Origin of the sequence: Facivitalis istanbulensis (assembly GCF_040560405.1) — a bacterium.
GTDB lineage: Bacteria > Pseudomonadota > Alphaproteobacteria > Sphingomonadales > Sphingomonadaceae > Sphingomonas > Sphingomonas istanbulensis.
Genome location: NZ_JAVSCQ010000002.1, coordinates 115989 through 133832 on the forward strand (window position 1 = coordinate 115989; position 17844 = coordinate 133832).

Consider the following 17844-nt stretch of genomic DNA (forward strand, 5'->3'; position numbering starts at 1 on the left):
GCTAGGCCATTATGTCAACGAGCTTCCTCGATTTCGAGAAACCCATCGCCGAGCTGCAGAGCCGGATCGATGAACTGCGCGAGACGACCGCCGATGGCGGCGTCGATATCGGCGCGGAGATTGCCAAACTTCAGGTCAAATCGGACAAGCTGCTGCGCGATACCTTCGCCAAGCTGACCCCGTGGCAGAAGACGCAGGTCGCGCGCCATCCGCAGCGGCCGCATTTCAAACATTATGTCGCCGGGCTGTTCGACGAGTTCGTGCCGTTGGCGGGCGATCGGGCCTTTGGCGATGACCAGGCGATCATGGGGGGCTTCGCCCGATTCCGTGGCCAGCGCGTCATGGTGCTGGGCCATGAAAAGGGTGAGGACACGGCCAGCCGGCTTCGCCACAATTTCGGCATGGGCAAGCCCGAGGGCTATCGCAAGGCGATCCGCCTGGTCGAACTGGCCGATCGCTTCGGCCTGCCGATCGTGACGCTGGTCGACACCTCCGGCGCCTTCCCCGGCATCCAGGCCGAAGAACGTGGCCAGGCCGAGGCGATTGCCCGCTCGACCGAGGCGTGTCTGGCGGCGGGCGTGCCGGTCGTTGCGGCGATCGTGGGCGAAGGTGGTTCGGGCGGCGCGGTCGCGCTGGCGGCGGGCAATCGCGTCCTGATGTTCGAACATGCCATCTATTCGGTGATCAGCCCCGAAGGCTGTGCCTCGATCCTGTGGCGCACATCGGACAAGGCGGCGGACGCGGCAGAGGCCATGCGGGTCACGGCGCAGGATCTCAAGAATTTCGGCGTGATCGACACCATCGTGGCCGAGCCGGTCGGCGGTGCACATCGCGATTATCCGGGCGCGATCGCCAATCTGGGCGATGCGGTGGAAAGGGCGCTGGACGAGTTGACGGGTCTGAGCCGGGACGAACTCAAGCGCGGACGCGCGGCCAAGTTCTTGGCCATGGGGCGTCTCTGATCGCTGCGGAGGTCAGACGGAAGACGGACGGCGAGCTAGCGCCATCCGTCTTGCCGCGTACCAATATTATTGTGGTTTGGTCTTGGCGACCTGGCCGTCGAGCGTGCTCGAGATATTGGAAAATGCCGAGTTCAGGCTCTTGCCCAGGCTGCCCATGCCCACGATCGCGGCGACGGCAACCAGAGCGGCGATCAGGCCATATTCGATCGCGGTCGCGCCCTTGTTGTCCTTGATCATCTTGCGGATCGTCTTCATTCCGGTCTCCGTTGTTTGTGCGTATCAATCACCCGACTGAGCCGGGTGCCCGGATCAGCTACCGCCGTGTACGCCGGACAGATTGACGAAGATTTAAGATAGCCGTCGCGGCTGGCGAGAATTCGCGCCTATCGCGTGCCGGCATCGAGCTGCCGCGCCAACTCGCCGAAGACATGGCCGAGACTTGTATTGACCTGCGCCAGCGCGGCGAAGATGGCCAGCATGACGAAGCAGACGAGGATGCCGTATTCGACCGCAGACGCGCCGCGCTTGTCGCGAACCAGGCGTCGGCCAAAATCGGCAATGAGGCGAAGCGGCGTCATCGATCGGATGAGTTAAGCGGCAAAGGTTAATAAAATGAACAATATAGTCGCCGGCTCGGGCGAGACCGCGACGCTTTTCCCTGTCGTCGCCGCGGCATTGGTGGACGCGGACGGGAAGATCCTGTTGCAGCGGCGTCCATCGGGCAAGGCTCATGCCGGGTTATGGGAGTTCCCCGGCGGCAAGGTGGAGCCCGGCGAGACGCCCGAAACCGCGCTGGTCCGCGAATTGCGCGAGGAACTGGGGATCGCGGTCGCGCCCGATATGCTGGAGCCAGCAGGCTTTTCGACCGAGCCGTTGCCGGGCCGTCATCTGCTTCTGATGCTCTATGTCGTCCGTGGCTGGCGGGGGACTCCGGTCGCGCTGGAGGCAGACGGGCTGGTCTGGCGTCGCCCGGAGGCGATGGGCGACTTGCCCATGCCGCCAGCCGACCCGCCGCTGGTGCGCCAGCTCCGCGCCTATCTGGGCGACAGCGTGATCTCCGACGCCGAATCCGCCAGCGGAACCGTATAGCCGCCACGTTCCAGTGTCCCATGGTCGGGGCGATAGCGTTGTCCTCCCGCAATCGTCGTTTCCACGAACAACCGGGCCACGGCCGTGGCCGGTGTGGCGGGATCGAGCGTCACGCGAATGATTCCACGCGCGGGATCATAGGTTGCGGCGGCGATCTTGCCCGCTTCCAGCGTCAGCCATACCCCGGCAGGGGCGATGAACAGGCGGCTGCGCGCGCCGTCGCGCGGTTCGACGAGGATGGCCGCGCCGCTCTGCTGCAAGTTGCCGCCATAGGCCAGCCAGCCGAGCACGGGGTCGTTCACCAGATAGGTGGCGGCGGCATAGGCGTGGCCGAAATAGCCCATGCCATAATCCCCGCTATAGGGATCCCATTGCATCCTGTCGGGCCAACTGTGAAAGGCGGCGGACGACGCGCCCCGTTGATCGATATTGGTGATCCCGCCCATCAGCCCGCCATAGGCGATGCGCAGCAGATAGGTGTCGCGCGGATCGCGACGGAAGGAGTCGAACAGCGGGATCGCGTTCAGCGTCGACCCGTAATGATGGATTTGCCGCTCCAGTCGCGGATATTTGCCGCCATAGAGGAAATCCCAGTAACGACGGGCATTGCCGTTATAGCCCCAGTGCGGAATAGTGGGATCATAGCCCAGGATCACCTCGCGCGTGACCTCCGCTTGGGGGGCGTATCCGAAATACCGCATCCAGGCATAGACCTCCGCCTGGCCCGTCGAGTCCCACGCCATCTCGCTGCCAAAGGGATAGCGCAGGGTGCGCCAGTGGTCGGCGCGCGCTTTCATCAGCCGCTCGACCTCGTCAGCCTGCGCGGTCCATCCTTCGCGCCTCAGGTCGGTCAATATGTCGATGAAGACATCGCCCTCCATCAACCCGAATTGCGCGTAATGCGGCGCGTCGCGCATCATCGCGACGATCGTCTGGCGGGCATGGTCGAGATACCAGCGCCAGTCATGGACCCTGGTCATGCCCGGATGATTGCGCGCGATGCGATACAGCACCCAATGGGCCACGGCGACATGCGGGTAATTATAGGCGCGGCCCAGATCCGCGGCCTGATCCTTTTTCCAGGACGTCCAGCTCCGCCAGTCGCTTGAGGGCCTGTAGAGATCGGGAAATGTGACGGGATCATAATAGAACAGGCTCTTGCGGACGCCCCCGGCATGGGGGCCACTGGCGACCTGAAGCCGGCCGACGATCGTCCGGTCGACCATCGTCTCGATCCGGGCGAGTTCGGCGGCATCGGGATGGTCGAGCTGCTTCATCACCGCCGCGACCCAACTGCCCGCGCCGCCCTCATCGCTCATGCCGGAAATCCAGACGCGGGGATCGGCGGTGACGATCCGGTCCGCCTCGCGATCATAGGTCAGGATGCCGGGCGATCGGCCGAACGGGTCGCCTGCGCGATCGAACCATTGCCGGGTGGTCGAGAAGCGGCCGAGATCGGCGGAGACCTGATCCAGCGGCTTGGTGACATGATAATGGACCGTCTGCACCTGCCCGTCGGCATAGGTGAGGGTCAGGCGGGCGCGGCCCCATTGGCGCCCCCGGACCGTCAGCCTGGCCCAGCCGGATTTGCCGCCGTCGCTCCGTTCGACGGACAGCGCGCCTTCGGGAAAGCTCTCGATCCGCGCGATGGCGGCGGGCGCGTGGACGAACAGCGCGGCATCGAGGTCGGTCGGCACGACATAGCCGGGAACGCCGATCGCGACCGGCCGGTCCTGCGCGATGAGCGTGGGTTCGATCGCGCGGATCGCGGGCGCGGCCACGAAGCGCAGACCGATCCGGCGGCTTTCGCCTGGTGCCAGCCAAAAGCTGGTAGGGGTGTTCCACGGCGCGCCCGCCTTGCGCCAGTCCGTCGCGGCATAAGCGGCGCTGGCCACCGTCCAGTCGTAAAAGCCTTCCGACGTTTGGGCGCGGGGGCTGGCCTCGACGATCACCGTCTTGCCGTCGGTCTCGCGTTGCGTCGGAATGGGGACATAGGCTTCGAGCGGTGTGGCCTTGTCCGGGAGCACCAGCAGCGCGGGACCCTGGCCGTTGAGACGGGTAACCTGCACATAGCCCGCATCGCGGCCGATATAGGGATCGGCGAAGCTGGCCTCGGCATGGGCCTGTTCCAGTGTGCGGCCGGTGATGATGTTGTCGAACACCATCGGTATGCCGAGGCCGCCGATTTCGACGGGACGATCGCTGCTGTTGGTCAGGGTGAAGCGAAGGGCGGGTGAATTCCGCTCGTTCACCCATTCGCGGATGATGCGCAGCGGCAGGCCGTCGCCCATCGTGCCGGTGATATCGGCGGCGGCCAGCGCCGCCCCTCGCGCGGGCAGGGCGCGGATGATGCCACGGCGATGCGCCGAGGAGAAATCGCGCCATGCCTCACCGCCCTGGCGCAGCCGAATATGGATATCGCCGAGTTGGTTGAAGTCATGCCCCGTCCGTACCTTGGTTCGGCCGACCGGCAGGAAATCAAATCCGGGTGTCGACAAGGGTGCCAATCCGCGTGCGGTCTGGCTGGCCGGATCGAGGATCAGTCGGAAGGCACCGACGCGCAGCGCCATTTGTGCCAGGCCTTTCGCCCTTGGCGAGGGGCGCCCCCGTGCCGGTTCCCCGATCGCCTGCGAGCCGAGCGCCAAAAGACCAGCGCCCAGGGTCAGGGGCAGGAGCGAAACCAACGTGCGGCGCATGGTGAAGACCCTTCCGATACCGGATCATGGCCTGGTCGCTCCCCCGCCATTGACCCCATTCTCAACGCACTATACGGTATACTATATTATCGGGAGGACAAGATGCTGCGAGCGAACAGGCGCGAATGGATGCGTGGCGCGGCCGGAATCGCCTTGATGGGGGTCACGCCGCGCGTAATGGCGGCGACGGGATCGATGGTGCCCGCCAAGGCCGAACCCTTTCCCCTGGCGGCGGTGCGGCTGCGCCCCTCCCTCTACGCGACGGCGGTCGAGACCAACCGGCGTTATCTCCATCGGCTCGATCCCGACCGGCTGCTGCACAATTTCCGGCTCTATGCGGGGCTCGCGCCGCGTGCGCCGATCTATGGCGGCTGGGAAAGCGACACGATCGCGGGCCATACGCTGGGCCATTATATGTCGGCGCTGGTGCTGACCTGGCAGCAGACCGGCGATGCCGAGATGCGACGGCGCGCCGACTATATCGTCACCGAACTGGCCGAGGCGCAGGCCAAGCGCGGCACCGGCTATGTCGGCGCGCTGGGACGCAAGCGGCCGGATGGCACGATCGTCGATGGCGAGGAGATTTTTCCCGAGATCATGGCGGGCCGGATCAAATCGGGCGGCTTTGACCTCAATGGCTCCTGGTCGCCGCTCTACACCGTTCACAAGCTGTTTGCCGGTCTGCTCGACATCCACGCGGGATGGGGCAATGCGCAGGCGCTGGCTGTCGCGGTCGGGCTGGGCCGATATTTCGCGCGCGTCTTCGCGGCGCTGGACGATGCGCGCGTGCAGGAGGTGCTGGGCTGCGAATATGGCGGCCTGAATGAGAGCTTCGCCGAACTGCACCAGCGCACCGGCGACCCGCAATGGCTGGCGCTGGCCGAGCGGATCTACGATCGCAAGATCCTCGATCCGCTGGTCGCGCAACAGGACCAATTGGCCAATCTTCATGCCAATACACAGGTGCCCAAGCTGATCGGTCTGGCGCGGCTGTATGAGATCACCGGGCGACAGGCACCCGCGCGCGGCGCCCGCTTCTTCTGGGACACGGTGACGGGGCATCACAGCTATGTGATCGGCGGCAATGCCGATCGCGAATATTTTTCCGGGCCCGACACGATCGCCCGCCACATCACCGAACAGACGTGCGAGCATTGCAACAGCTATAACATGCTCAAGCTGACCCGGCATCTCTATGGCTGGCAGCCGGACGGCGCCTTGTTCGACTTTTACGAGCGGACGCATCTGAACCATGTCATGGCCGCGCAACATCCGGGGCATGGCGGCTTCACCTATATGACGCCGCTGATGACCGGCACGGCGCGCGAATACTCGAGCCCCAAGGACGATGCCTTCTGGTGTTGCGTCGGTTCGGGGATGGAAAGCCATGCCAAGCATGGCGAGTCCATCTTCTGGCAAGGCGGGGACGCGCTTCTGGTCAATCTCTACATCCCGTCCGAGGCGCGATGGGAGCGCAGAGACGCGACGCTGACCCTCGACACGACATATCCGATGCATGGGACCAGCCGCCTGACCTTTACCGATCTGGGCAAAGGCGGGCATTTTCCCGTGGCCTTGCGTGTGCCGGGTTGGGCGAGCGGTCGTGCGATCGTAACGGTCAACGACAGGCCGGTCACGCCGGTCCTCGAACGGGGCTATGCCGTTGTGAGCCGGCGCTGGGTGCAGGGGGATGTGGTTGCGATCACCCTGCCGCTCGACCTTCGCCTGGAGGCGACGCCGGGTGACGATGCGACCGTCGCGGTGGTGCGGGGGCCGATGGTGATGGCCGCCGATCTGGGGCCGTCCGAGACACCGTGGAACGCACCCGATCCCGCGATGGTCGGTGCCGAACCCCTCAAGGCCTTTGTCGAGCAGGATACCTCAACCGCGCGCTATGCGGCACGGGGGATATTCCGACCTGCCGACCTGAGCTTCGTGCCGTTCTTCAGCCAATATGACCGGCGCAGCGCGGTGTATTTCAAGCGCTTCACCGAGGCGGGCTGGAAAGCGGAGGAAGCCGCGTTCCTGGCGGAGCAGGCGCGGGTCCGCGATATCGCGGCACGCTCGGTCGATGTCATGCATCTGGGGGAGATGCAACCCGAGCGGGATCATGGGCTTACGTCCGAGATTTCCTACCCGGTGTCCTATCGCGGCCGGCAGGGGCGGGATGCGCGGTCGGGCGGCTATTTCGAGTTCGGCATGGCCGTGCGCCCCGGACCGCTGATCCTGCAGGCGACCTATTGGGGGGATGAGCGCAAGCGCGATTTCGACATATTGGTCGACAATGTTAAGATCGCGACCCAACATCTTGAAAATAATAGGCCTGGCCAGTTCTTCGACGTCGAGTATCCGCTGGCCGACGCGCTGACCAAGGGCAAGAAGCGCGTCCGCATCCGCGTCGTTCCGCATGATCGCAGCTCGGCGGGGCCGGTGTTCGGCATGCGGCTCTTCGTCGCGAAGAAGGAACCGACGGCATGACCGGCATTCGGATGACACTCGACGAACTGCGGATATTGGCGCGCGCCAAGCTGATCGGTGCCGGGCTCGCCCGCGATCATGCGGAAGCCGTCGCCGAAACGATGGTGGCGGGGGAGCGCGACGGATGCGCGTCGCATGGCATCTATCGATTGCTCGTCGCCGTCTCCAGCCTGGCCAGGGGCGTGGTCGTGCCCGATGCGCGTCCCGAACTCGCCCATCCCGCGCGCGCGCTGGTCCGGGTCGATGGCGGGGGCGGCTTTGCCCAGCTCGCCTTTCAGACCGGCAAGCCCGCGCTGATTGAAAAAGCGAAGGCGAACGGCATCGCCGCGCTGGCGCTGAACAACGTCGTTCACTTCGCCGCGCTGTGGCCCGAGGTCGAGGAACTGGCCGAGGCGGGGCTGGTGGCACTGGCCTTCACGCCCAGCCATGCCTGGGTCGCGCCAGCGGGCGGGGCGGAACCGGTGTTCGGGACCAATCCCATCGCCTTTGGCTGGCCGCGCCCTGACGGACCGCCCTTCGTCTTCGACTTCGCGACCTCGATGGTGGCGCGGGGTGAGATCGAACTGCACCGCCGCGCGGGCAAGCCGATCCCAGACGACTGGGGTGTGGATGCGCAGGGGCAGGCGACGACCGATCCGGCGGCGGTGCTGGCCGGGGCGATGCGGACCTTTGGCGGGCATAAGGGCTCGGCGCTGGCGACGATGGTCGAACTGCTGGCCGGACCGCTGATCGGGGACATGACCAGTCGGGAATCGATTGCCTGGGATGACGGGCGTGGCGGGTCGCCGCTGGGCGGTGAACTCATCGTCGCGATCGATCCGGCGGGCTTTCTGGGTGACCTGTTGCCCGGGCATCAGGCGCGGGCGGAGACGATGTTCGACGCGATCACGGGGCAGGGTGCCCGCTTGCCATCCGCCCGCCGCTATGCCGCGCGTGTGCGATCGCTGTCGCAAGGGGTGGAGATCGCACCCGATCTATATCGTGATGTCATGGCTTTGAACGGTTGAACATAGGGGGAATGGGCATGTCGCATCGGATCGCGAAGCTGCTGGCGGGGGCGACGCTGTTATGGGCGCCGGTCGCTGCTCTGGACGCCCGGGCTCCGTCCCGCACCACCGCCAAGCCCGCGCAAGGCGCGGACGCCCGGTTCCGGGCGCTGTCGGAGGCGGAATATCGCTGGCGGATCGATCAGAATGCCGCCGATGAGGACAGCGGCAGTGCGGGCTCGCGCCAATTGCCCGATGTCGGTCCGGCGGCGCAGGCCGCACGGCTCGCGCGGTGGGAGGCGACCGCCAAGGCACTTGCCACCATCGATCCGCAAGGATTGTCGCCCGATGTCCGCATCGACTATATGGTCTATCGGGGGCAGATCGACGCGCTCCTCGCCGCGCAGCGCTTCCGCGACTATGAAAAGCCGCTCAACGCGGATACCAGCTTCTGGGGCAATCTGGCGGGGTGGGCGCGGGGCAGCTTCACCCGCGAGAGCCAGTATCGCGACTATATCGCGATGCTTCGGGCCCTGCCGCGCTATTTCGATCAGCAGATCGGCAATATGCAGGCTGGGCTCGCGCGCGGGTTCACGCCGCCGCGCGTCACGCTGAAGGGCCGCGATATCGGGGTGGCGCAGGTGGTCGATGCCGGGACGGGCGAGGACCAGCCTTTCTACGCGCCGTTCAGGACGATGCCGGCCAACATGGCCCCGGCGACGGTGGCGGCCTTGCGGGCCGAAGCGATGGCCGCGATCCGCGATGGCGTGATACCTGCGCATCGCAAGCTGCTGAATTTCCTGCGCAACGATTATATGCCCAAGGCGCAGATCAGCACGGCGGCCTATGACCTACCCGATGGCAAGGCTTACTACCGTTCCAAGATCCGCGAATATGTGACCGCCGACATGACGCCCGAGCAGGTCCATGCCATTGGCCTGTCGGAGATGCAGCGCATCCGCGGCCGCATGGACGCCGTGATGAAAGAGGTGAAGTTTCAGGGCGATTTCGCCGCCTTCCTGACCTTCCTGCGCACCGATCCGCAATTCTATGCGAAGACGCCGCAGGAACTGCTCGATTGGGCGGCCTGGTTCGCCAAGAGCTTCGACGGGGTGGCCTCCGACTGGTTCGGCCGCCTGCCGCGCAGCCGCTTCGCGATCAAGCCGGTGCCGGCGGACCTCGCGCCCTTTTACACCGCCGGGCGGGGCGGCACCGGCATCTATCTGGTCAACACCTATAACCTGCCGTCGCGCGCGCTCTACGCGCTGCCCGCGCTGACGCTGCATGAAAGCGCGCCGGGTCATGCCTTCCAGATGCCACTGGCGGCGGAGAACAAGGCGCTGCCCGCATTCCGGCGCGACAGCTATCTGTCGGCCTATGGCGAGGGCTGGGCGCTTTATTGCGAAGCGCTGGGTGAGGATATGGGCCTGTACAAGACGCCCTATGAGCGGTTCGGCATGTTGTCCTATCAGGCATGGCGGGCGGCGCGGCTGGTCGTCGATACCGGCATCCATGCCATGGGCTGGAGCCGTGAAAAGGCGCAGGCCTATCTGCATGATAACACCGCCCTGTCGGATCATGAGATCGAGACAGAGGTGGATCGCTACATCGCATGGCCCGGACAGGCGCTGTCCTATTATATGGGCCAGCTTGCGTTCCAGCGTGCCCGCGCCAAGGCTGAAACGGCGTTGGGGCCGAAGTTCAACATCCGCGCCTGGCACGATGCGATGCTGCAACTCGGCTATGTCCCGCTGCCGGTGATCGAGGCGCGGACCGATCGCTTCATCGCCGAGGGAGGGAAAGGCCCCTATCCCGAGGAAGAGTGAGCGCGATTACCTGTTGCACGGCAGCATTTAAAAACGTATACAGTATCTACAATCAAACAGCAGGAAGACAGATAGTGACCATCGGCTGGCGTGGCGTATTTCCCGCAGTAACGACCCAGGTGCGGGAGGATCTGTCGATCGATCTCGCCGATACGCAGCGGGTGGTCGACGATCTGGTGAACGACGGCGTTACCGGCGTCATTGCGCTAGGAACGGTCGGCGAGAACAACTCGCTCGACTATGACGAAAAGGTCGAGGTCTTGACCGCGATCGTCGAGGCGGTCGCGGGCCGCGTCCCCGTTATCACCGGCGTGTCGGAATATGACACCCGCCGCGCGGTCCGTTATGCGCAGGCCGCCGAAAAAGCCGGGGCGGATGGCCTCATGCTGCTGCCGCCGATGGTTTATGTTCCCAAGGCGCATGAGCTGGTGAACCATTTCAAGGGCGTGGCCGAGAAGACGGGCCTGCCGATCATGCTCTACAACAACCCGCCCGCCTATCGGACGGTGATCGACCGGGTCGTGCTGGAAGCGTTGGTCGATGTGAAGACGATCGTCGCGGTCAAGGAGTCGGCGCCCGACACCCGCCGCTTCACCGATTTCCGCAACATCTTCGGCGATCGCTATACGCTCTTCGCCGGTCTGGACGATGTGGCGCTCGAAGGGTTGTATCTCGGTGCGCAGGGCTGGGTTTCCGGCCTGACCAATGCTTTCCCCAAGGAGTCGGTCGAGCTGGTCGCCGCGTTCGAACGCGGCGATCATGCCAAGGCGATGGAAATCTATCGCTGGTTCATGCCGCTGCTCCATCTCGATGCCGAGCATGATCTGGTCCAGTCGATCAAGCTGGCCGAGCAGGTGATGGGCCGTGGTTCGGAGCGTGTCCTGCCGCCGCGCTACGTGCTGGAGGGCGAACGTCGCGCCGAGGTGATCGCGATGGTCGAAAAGGCGGCGGCGACCCGGCCGACGCTGGGCGTCAGCAAGGCTGCCTGATGGCGACATCGTCCCCGCCCGAAACCGCCCCGCCCGTCGAAGGGCGGGCGAAGGGCGGGGGCGTCATCGTCGTCCAGACCCTGGCCGACCGAATCTGCGGCATCGTCCGCGAACGCATCGTCGCGGGGACATTGGGCGGTGATGGACCGATCCGCCAGGACGCGTTGGCGGCCGAACTTGGGGTCAGCAAGATCCCCTTGCGGGAGGCGCTGGCGCGGTTGGAGCAGGAGGGGTTGCTCCACGGGGTCGCCAATCGCGGCTATACGGTCGGTGCGATGACGGTGGGGCAGGCGGAGGAAATCTATGGCCTGCGGTTGCGCCTTGAGCCCGCCGCCGCTGCGCGCGCCGCGCTAATCGCGGACGGCGAGGAGCAGGCGCGCGTCCGCACGACCTTCGAGGCGCTGGACCGCGCGGCGACCGGCGACCTTCCACGCGTCGCCCTGTGCAATCGCCAGTTCCACATGGCCATGGTCCGCCCGGTCCGGCAGCCGCTGACCATCCAGATCATCCGTCAACTCGCAGTGCTGGCTGAACGCTATGTCGTGGCGCATCTGCAACCCGCGGGCCGCGACGCCCGCGCGCATCTCGAACATCGCGAGCAGATCGAGGCCTTTCTGGCGCGCGATGCCGATCGGCTTAAGGCATTGCTTGGTGCACATATTCAGTCCACGCTGGACGATCTGAAGGGCGGATTACAGGCTGCCCCATAAAATGATGAAAACTGTTAGGGCGGGGATCGCACCATATGTTCGGACCATTGAAACCATTGGGCGGCGCGACCCAGCATGGTGAGGGCCAGGCGCTCGCCAAGACGCTCAGCTGGCCCCATCTGATCGCGCTGGGTGTCGGCGCGATCGTCGGCACGGGCATCTACACCCTGACCGGGGTCGGGGCGGAGCGGGCCGGGCCTGCGGTAATCCTGGCCTTTGCGATCGCGGGCGCAGTCTGCGCCTGTGCGGCCCTGGCCTATGCCGAGTTGGCGACGATGATCCCGACGGCGGGCAGTGCCTATACCTTCAGCTACACCGCGCTGGGCGAAACACTGGCCTGGGTCGTCGGGTGGAGCCTGATCCTCGAATATTCGCTGGCCTGTTCGACCGTCGCCGTCGGCTGGTCGGGCTATCTGGTGGGCTGGATCCAGGCGGCGGGGGTCCATTTGCCGGCGGCCTTGTTGTCGGGGCCGCATGGCGGCGGCATCGTGAACCTGCCCGCCGTGGTCGTGGCGCTGGCGGTGATGGGGATGCTGATCGCGGGGACGCGTGAGAGCGCGACGCTCAACATCATCCTCGTCATCATCAAGCTGGTCGCGCTCGGCGTGTTCATCGCCTTCGCGCTGCCCGCGTTCAACAATGCCAATCTTCACCCCTTCATGCCATACGGCTTTGCCGCGACCGAAGTCGACGGGGCCAAGCGCGGCGTGATGGCGGCAGCGGCGATCGTCTTCTTCGCCTTTTACGGCTTCGACGCGGTGGCGACGTCGGCCGAGGAAGCGAAGAATCCGGGTCGGGACCTGACCATCGGTATCGTCGGTTCGATGCTGGTCTGCACCCTGATCTACATGGCGGTCGCGGTGACGGCGGTGGGGGCCATGCCCTTCCTGCAGCTGGCCAACTCGCCCGAACCGCTGGCGCTGGTCCTGCGCTCGCTCGGCCAGCCGACCGCAGCACATCTGATCGCCCTGGCGGCGGTGATCGCGCTCCCGTCGGTCATTCTGGTGATGATGTATGGCCAGAGCCGCATCTTCTTCACCATGGCCCGCGACGGGTTGCTGCCCCAGTCGCTGGCGGTGGTCAGCAAGCGCAGCGGCGCGCCGACGCGGATCACGCTGGTTACGGGTATTTCGATCGCGATCGTCGCGGGTATCTTCCGCCTGGACGAGATTGCGGAACTGGCCAATGCGGGTACGCTGCTCGCTTTCATCGCGGTGGGGGCCTGCCTGATGACGCTGCGGCGTCGCGCGCCGGATGCCAAGCGGCTGTTCCGCTGCCCTCAGCCCTATCTGGTGGGATCGCTGGCGATCATCGGCTGCATCTACCTGCTGTTCAGCCTGCCGAGCACGACGATCGCGCGGTTCGTACTGTGGAACGCGGCGGGGCTGGCGTTCTACGCCCTTTATGGTCGCCGCCGCAGCATGCTCAAGCGCGGATGATCGACCGGCCTGTGCTCGGGGCGGCGACGGGGGCTTACAAATCACCGTCGGTAATTATATACCGAATGTTATGAAAGACGCACTGCCCGCCTGCAAGGGCCGCCCTCGTGAATTCTGCACCGAACAGGCGCTGGCGGCTGCGCTCCGGGTCTTCTGGAGCAAGGGCTATGAAGGCGCGTCGATGGCGGACCTGACCGCGGCGATGGGCATCACCAAGCCCAGCCTCTATGCGGCCTTTGGCAACAAGGAGGCGCTGTTTCACAAGGCGCTCGACCTTTATGAGGCGGAAAAGCTCGCCTATATCGGAGAGGCCCTGAACCAGCCCAGCGCGCGCGGTGTCGCGCGCTGCCTGCTGCGCGGTGCGTTCGAGGCGATGACGTGTCAGTTCGAGCCGCGTGGCTGCCTTGGCGTTATCCACTCGGTGGCGTGCGGCAGCGAAGCCGAGTCGATCAAAGCCGAGGTCGTCGTCCGCAATGCCGGAGCGCAGGCGGCGCTGCTTGCCCGTTTCGAGCGGGCGAAGGACGAGGGGGATTTGCCGGCCGATGTCGATCCGCAGGGCTTGGCGCGTTGTCTCTATGCGATCATCCAGGGCATGGCGGTGCAGGCCGGGGCGGGTGCCAGCCGCGAGGAACTCGAATCGCTGGTCGAAACCGGACTGGCGCTCTGGCCATCACGATAGATACTGGTCGGTATAAAAGTGCTTGACCGTCCTGTAATCGATTAATATACCGCTTGGTATGGAAGGCGGCGGAGCCGCATGTTCCTTCAGTTCGGCAAGGCGAGACACTGCCACGGGCGGATCGAATCCGTCGATCGCGATCCGCATTCGCGTGCGGGTTCGGCATGTTGCGCCATGGGAAAAGGGGTGTGTCATGGCCTATCTCGATTTTCAGGAAGTCGGCGCGGCCCGACTGGCGGTTCATGCTGCCACCGCACACAAGACGGGCCCCGAGGCTCGGCTCTCGCCGCTTGAATGGCAGGTCGTGGCGCTGTCCCGGCGTGACCGTTTGTCCAGCCTGCGCGGTGCACCGAGCCGTCTGGTTCGCGCGATCAGCACGATCTTTGGCGAGACGCGCAATCCACGGCTGGCCGATCCGTCCCTGGAGGCGTTACGGCGAATGGCGGTTCTGAGTTGGCATCACGGCTATAGCGTACCGTCGTATGAGGTACGCGCGTTCCTGGCCGCAGGCTATTCGCCGGACCAGTATGAACTGATGGTCGACAGCATCGCGACCGCGCGCGCGGATACGCGGCGCGCCGGACAGCCCTTGGCGGTGGAATGATCCGGGGCTGCGCCGGTTCCTCTTGCCCTTCTATGCCGGTAGCGTAGCTTGGGGCGAGTCCGACGGAGCAGACCATGCTGACCACACTGCGCCTCAACGAGCCCTTCTCGATCATCACCCTGCCACTTGCTGGGAGGGAACGCAGCCTGCCTTGGGAAAAGCGGTTTGCGTGGCCGCGTCAGGGCGATGTGCAATTGCCCTTCGATGCCCGGACGCGGGAGACGCGCGATGCATGGGCGGCGCGGCTCGACCATGCGGTGGCGCACGCCGACCGCGCAGTGTTGCTGGTCGCGGAAGGAACGGCTTGTCTGGCCAGCATCTGGTGGGCACGGCTGAGCCCGGTGCATTATGTGTCAAAGGTCGCGGGTGCCATGTTTTTTCAGCCGCCGCCGATCGACACGCTCGATCGGATGAGCGGGCAACTCTTCGCATCGCCCGATGCCGCGCTGCCCTTCCCATCGCTGGTCGTCGACGAGGCCCCCAATGGGCTCGCGCTGGCGCGGACCTGTGGCGCTCGCCTGCTGGATGGGGCCACCGCGCCAGCTGGCCCGGCAGGCATGTGGCGGCAGGCGCAACGGTTGATCGAGCGCCTGTCGGCCGGGGTGGTCGAACAGGATATGCGTGTCCTGCGCAGCCTGGGCATCACCGATTGCTGAAAAAAAGGCCCGGTGGCGAACCACCGGGCCAGTCCTGCGCCTCAGGGAGCTTCCATTGGCGAGGCAGGAGCGAGAAGGGGCAAAATGCCCCTCCGCCGCGGAGAGAAACGGATATCAGCGCGTCCCGTTGCCAATCGCCGAATCATTGGCGATCGACGGGCCGTTGAAAAGGTCCTCCTGATTGGTCGCCGCGTCGGCCGAGACTTCATCGTTCAGCACGACGTCATTGCCGAGGCCGTCTTTTTCGGCGACGGCGTTCGCCTGCGGACCCGTTGGCGAGCAGGCGGATAGCAGGGTGCCCGATGCCAGCAGAACCAATGGAAAGACGTAACGTAGCGACATGCGGTTCATCCCCTTGTTCACCCGCGCGAAACGATGTTCGGCTCGGCGGGAAGAATGCATATTAAAATGATGGGATATAAGCCGCACTATTCTTTGGGGCGATATAGCTGGGCTTTATGGCTGTTGTCGGCGATGGCGTGCTGGCCCCTATGGGCCGGGGTGGCCAACGCGCAGGCCCGGGCCGGGACGTCGGTCCTTCAGCCGCGGGCCGCGCTCGCCATCGATGCCGCGAGCTATGCGACGCATGCGGGCGTGTCGCCGGACAGCGCCTTGCATGAATTGGAGGTCCAGGAAGCGTCGGTCGCGGTCACGGACGCGTTGCGGGTCGAATTCGGCGACCGGCTCGCTGGGCTGTCGATCGGTCATGCGCCCTTCCACATTGATCTTTATCTGACAGGCGAGACGCCGGTCGCGGATCGCAGCGTAATGATCGCCGGTTCGCCGGTGTTGATCCGGTTCCGCACCGGCGCCTATGCCACGCACCAGCAACTCATCATGGCGCTGGCGCTTCATCAGACGGACATTCGCGCGGCGCTGCGCCAGCCCCCTGGCATGGGCATCGATCCCCGGATCGGCGCCTTGGTCGTCATGGTCAGTCGGGCCGATCTCGCCGCCGAACCCGCCGATCGGTTGCGCGATCGCATTGCGCGGATGGCGGGCGTCCCCGTTCAGTTGACGACGATGGACGCGCCGGATGGCGATCTCGCCGATGTGCGGGGCGGCATGCGGATGGTCGGGGTCGATCCGACCGATGGGCGGCGCTATGCCTGTACCAGCGGCTTCGTCGTGCGGCGGGGTGCCGAAAGCGGGGTCGTCACCGCCGCGCATTGCCCGGACGATCTGGCGGCGATCGAAGGCCCGGACACCGCGATGCCACTGACCTTTCTGGGGCAATGGGGTTGGGGCTATCAGGATGTGCAAGTCCATGGCAGCGCACAGCCGCTGGCCCCCATCTTCTGGAGCGACACGGACAAGACCATCGCGCGTCTTGTCACGGGCGGGCGCGCAAGGGCCTCGACGCGGGCGGGCGACTGGGTATGCCATCGCGGCGAGCGCACCGGCTATAGCTGCGCGGAGATATGGCTTCCCGATTTCGCCCCCGCAGGCGATCTGTGCGGCGGCGGGTGCACGCCGACCTGGGTCGCGGTACGTGGCCCCACCTGTCGGAGTGGCGACAGCGGCGGGCCGGTTTTTCTGGGCGATGTGGCCTTCGGGATCGTCAAGGGCGGCAGCTATCTGGCCGATGGGCGTTGTGCCTTCTACTACTATATGTCTATCGACTTCCTGCCGCCGGGGTGGTTGTTGGCCACCGGGTAAGGGATCGCATTTTGCGGCCCCCGCGTTGCCCCGCATGCCACGCCAGTTGAAAAGGCCGACGGATGAAAGCGATGATTCTCGACGCGCCCGGGGGGCTGGACCGGCTTCGCCTGGTCGAGCGTGCGGAGCCCGGAGCGCCCGGGCCCGGAATGATCCGGGTGCGACTGCACGCCACGTCGCTCAACTATCACGACTATAGCGTGGTCAGCGGCAAGATGCCGACCGGGGACGGACGCATTCCCATGGCCGACGGTGCCGGGATCGTGGACGCCGTGGGAGAGGGCGTTGCTGAATTCGCGACCGGCGATGCGGTTGTCGCCTGCTTTTTCCCCGACTGGCAGGATGGCCCGGCCCGCGTCGGTGATTTTTCGCGCGTGCCGGGCGATGGCATCGATGGCTATGCGTGCGAAATGGTGGTCGCGCCGGCCACGGCCTTCACGCATGCGCCCCTGGGCTATGACCACGCCGAAGCCGCGACGATCACGACCGCGGGACTGACCGCCTGGCGGAGTCTGGTCGTGGAAGGCGGGCTGAAGGCCGGGGATCATGTTGTGGTCCTGGGGACCGGCGGCGTGTCGATCTGGGCGCTCCAGATCGCCCGGATGATGGGTGCGCGCGTAGCCGTCACCTCGTCGTCCGACGAAAAGCTGGGCCGTGCGCGCGAACTCGGCGCGGATTTCACCATCAATTATCGTGAGACACGCGATTGGGGACAGGTGGTCCATGACTGGGCCGGCGGCGGGGTCGACCATGTGGTGGAGGTGGGCGGCCCGGCCACGCTGGCGCAGTCGATCGACGCGGTGCGCATCGGCGGGCATATCGGCCTGATCGGGGTGCTGACCGGCTTTGCCGGCGCGGTGCCGACTGCCGCGCTGATGCTCAAACAGGCGCGGCTTCAGGGGGTGATCGTCGGCAGTCGGGCGATGCAGCAGGATTTCGTTCGGGCGCTCGATGGATCGGACGGCCGACCGGTCATCGATCGCCGTTATTCGCTGGACGAACTGGCGGACGCCTTTCGCCGACAGGAAAGTGGCGAGCATTTCGGCAAGATTGCCGTAGCGTGGTAAAAGG

Annotated in this window: 17 protein-coding genes; 13 read left to right on the forward strand and 4 right to left on the reverse strand. The window is 65.6% G+C overall.

The genetic code is table 11. The features are described from left to right. The first annotated feature begins 11 nt into the window (after nt 1–11). Nucleotides 12–962: an acetyl-CoA carboxylase carboxyltransferase subunit alpha gene (locus RN629_RS01970; RefSeq protein WP_407033586.1), complete on the forward strand. Its 951-nt coding sequence runs from the start codon at nt 12–14 to the stop codon at nt 960–962. A gap of 66 nt (nt 963–1028) precedes the next feature. On the opposite strand, the gene RN629_RS01975 is transcribed toward RN629_RS01970, so the two are convergent. Together RN629_RS01975 and RN629_RS01980 are read right to left on the reverse strand one after the other, a co-directional pair. Then, the gene (locus tag RN629_RS01975; protein WP_407033587.1) at nt 1029–1217 is read right to left on the reverse strand and encodes a Flp family type IVb pilin; all 189 of its coding nucleotides are present in this window, start codon (nt 1215–1217) and stop codon (nt 1029–1031) included. Between the two features lie 128 nt (nt 1218–1345). Further along, the gene (locus RN629_RS01980) at nt 1346–1540 is read right to left on the reverse strand and encodes a Flp family type IVb pilin (protein WP_407033588.1); all 195 of its coding nucleotides are present in this window, start codon (nt 1538–1540) and stop codon (nt 1346–1348) included. Nucleotides 1541–1574: 34 nt separating this feature from the next. On the opposite strand from RN629_RS01980, the gene RN629_RS01985 reads away from it, so the two are divergent. Beyond that, the gene (locus RN629_RS01985; RefSeq protein WP_407033589.1) at nt 1575–2051 is read left to right on the forward strand and encodes a (deoxy)nucleoside triphosphate pyrophosphohydrolase; all 477 of its coding nucleotides are present in this window, start codon (nt 1575–1577) and stop codon (nt 2049–2051) included. On the opposite strand, the gene RN629_RS01990 is transcribed toward RN629_RS01985, so the two are convergent. Further along, nucleotides 1997–4621: a DUF5695 domain-containing protein gene (locus RN629_RS01990; RefSeq protein ID WP_407033590.1), complete on the reverse strand. Its 2625-nt coding sequence runs from the start codon at nt 4619–4621 to the stop codon at nt 1997–1999. The genes RN629_RS01985 and RN629_RS01990 overlap by 55 nt on opposite strands. 228 nt (nt 4622–4849) lie before the next feature. Here RN629_RS01990 and RN629_RS01995 point away from each other — a divergent pair, with 228 nt between their 5' ends. The 9 genes from RN629_RS01995 to RN629_RS02035 all read left to right on the forward strand — a co-directional run bounded on the left by RN629_RS01995 (nt 4850) and on the right by RN629_RS02035 (nt 15114). Then, on the forward strand, nt 4850–7225 hold the full coding sequence (locus RN629_RS01995; protein WP_407033591.1) for a beta-L-arabinofuranosidase domain-containing protein: 2376 nt from the start codon (nt 4850–4852) through the stop codon (nt 7223–7225). Beyond that, the gene (locus RN629_RS02000) at nt 7222–8232 is read left to right on the forward strand and encodes an Ldh family oxidoreductase (RefSeq protein ID WP_407033592.1); all 1011 of its coding nucleotides are present in this window, start codon (nt 7222–7224) and stop codon (nt 8230–8232) included. The genes RN629_RS01995 and RN629_RS02000 overlap by 4 nt, the downstream gene beginning before the upstream one ends. A gap of 17 nt (nt 8233–8249) precedes the next feature. Beyond that, entirely contained in the window at nt 8250–10037 is a 1788-nt protein-coding gene (locus RN629_RS02005; RefSeq protein WP_407033593.1) for a DUF885 domain-containing protein, read from the forward strand. A gap of 74 nt (nt 10038–10111) precedes the next feature. Beyond that, the gene (locus RN629_RS02010) at nt 10112–11026 is read left to right on the forward strand and encodes a dihydrodipicolinate synthase family protein (protein ID WP_407033594.1); all 915 of its coding nucleotides are present in this window, start codon (nt 10112–10114) and stop codon (nt 11024–11026) included. Continuing rightward, complete coding sequence (locus tag RN629_RS02015; RefSeq protein WP_407033595.1) at nt 11026–11736, forward strand: GntR family transcriptional regulator; 711 nt, start codon at nt 11026–11028, stop codon at nt 11734–11736. Before RN629_RS02010 ends, RN629_RS02015 begins: the two co-directional genes overlap by 1 nt. 35 nt (nt 11737–11771) lie before the next feature. After that, nucleotides 11772–13175 (forward strand): amino acid permease, encoded by a 1404-nt coding sequence (locus RN629_RS02020; protein WP_407033596.1) that lies wholly within the window; start codon nt 11772–11774, stop codon nt 13173–13175. A 70-nt stretch (nt 13176–13245) separates the two neighbouring features. Further along, a complete protein-coding gene (locus RN629_RS02025; RefSeq protein ID WP_407033597.1) occupies nt 13246–13854 on the forward strand; it encodes a TetR/AcrR family transcriptional regulator in 609 nt (202 codons plus the stop codon). A gap of 193 nt (nt 13855–14047) precedes the next feature. Beyond that, nucleotides 14048–14458 (forward strand): hypothetical protein, encoded by a 411-nt coding sequence (locus RN629_RS02030; RefSeq protein WP_407033598.1) that lies wholly within the window; start codon nt 14048–14050, stop codon nt 14456–14458. A gap of 74 nt (nt 14459–14532) precedes the next feature. After that, nucleotides 14533–15114, forward strand: coding sequence for an alpha/beta hydrolase (locus RN629_RS02035; protein WP_407033599.1), 582 nt, complete (start codon nt 14533–14535; stop codon nt 15112–15114). A gap of 114 nt (nt 15115–15228) precedes the next feature. Here the strand turns inward: RN629_RS02035 and RN629_RS02040 are convergent, their stop codons facing one another. Further along, entirely contained in the window at nt 15229–15465 is a 237-nt protein-coding gene (locus RN629_RS02040; RefSeq protein ID WP_407033600.1) for a hypothetical protein, read from the reverse strand. Nucleotides 15466–15588: 123 nt separating this feature from the next. Here RN629_RS02040 and RN629_RS02045 point away from each other — a divergent pair, with 123 nt between their 5' ends. Both RN629_RS02045 and RN629_RS02050 read left to right on the forward strand, forming a co-directional pair. After that, on the forward strand, nt 15589–16773 hold the full coding sequence (locus tag RN629_RS02045) for a chymotrypsin family serine protease (protein WP_407033601.1): 1185 nt from the start codon (nt 15589–15591) through the stop codon (nt 16771–16773). 62 nt (nt 16774–16835) lie between these two features. Continuing rightward, nucleotides 16836–17840, forward strand: a complete 1005-nt coding sequence (locus RN629_RS02050) for a zinc-dependent alcohol dehydrogenase family protein (protein WP_407033602.1) — start codon at nt 16836–16838, stop codon at nt 17838–17840. Nucleotides 17841–17844: the final 4 nt, after the last annotated feature.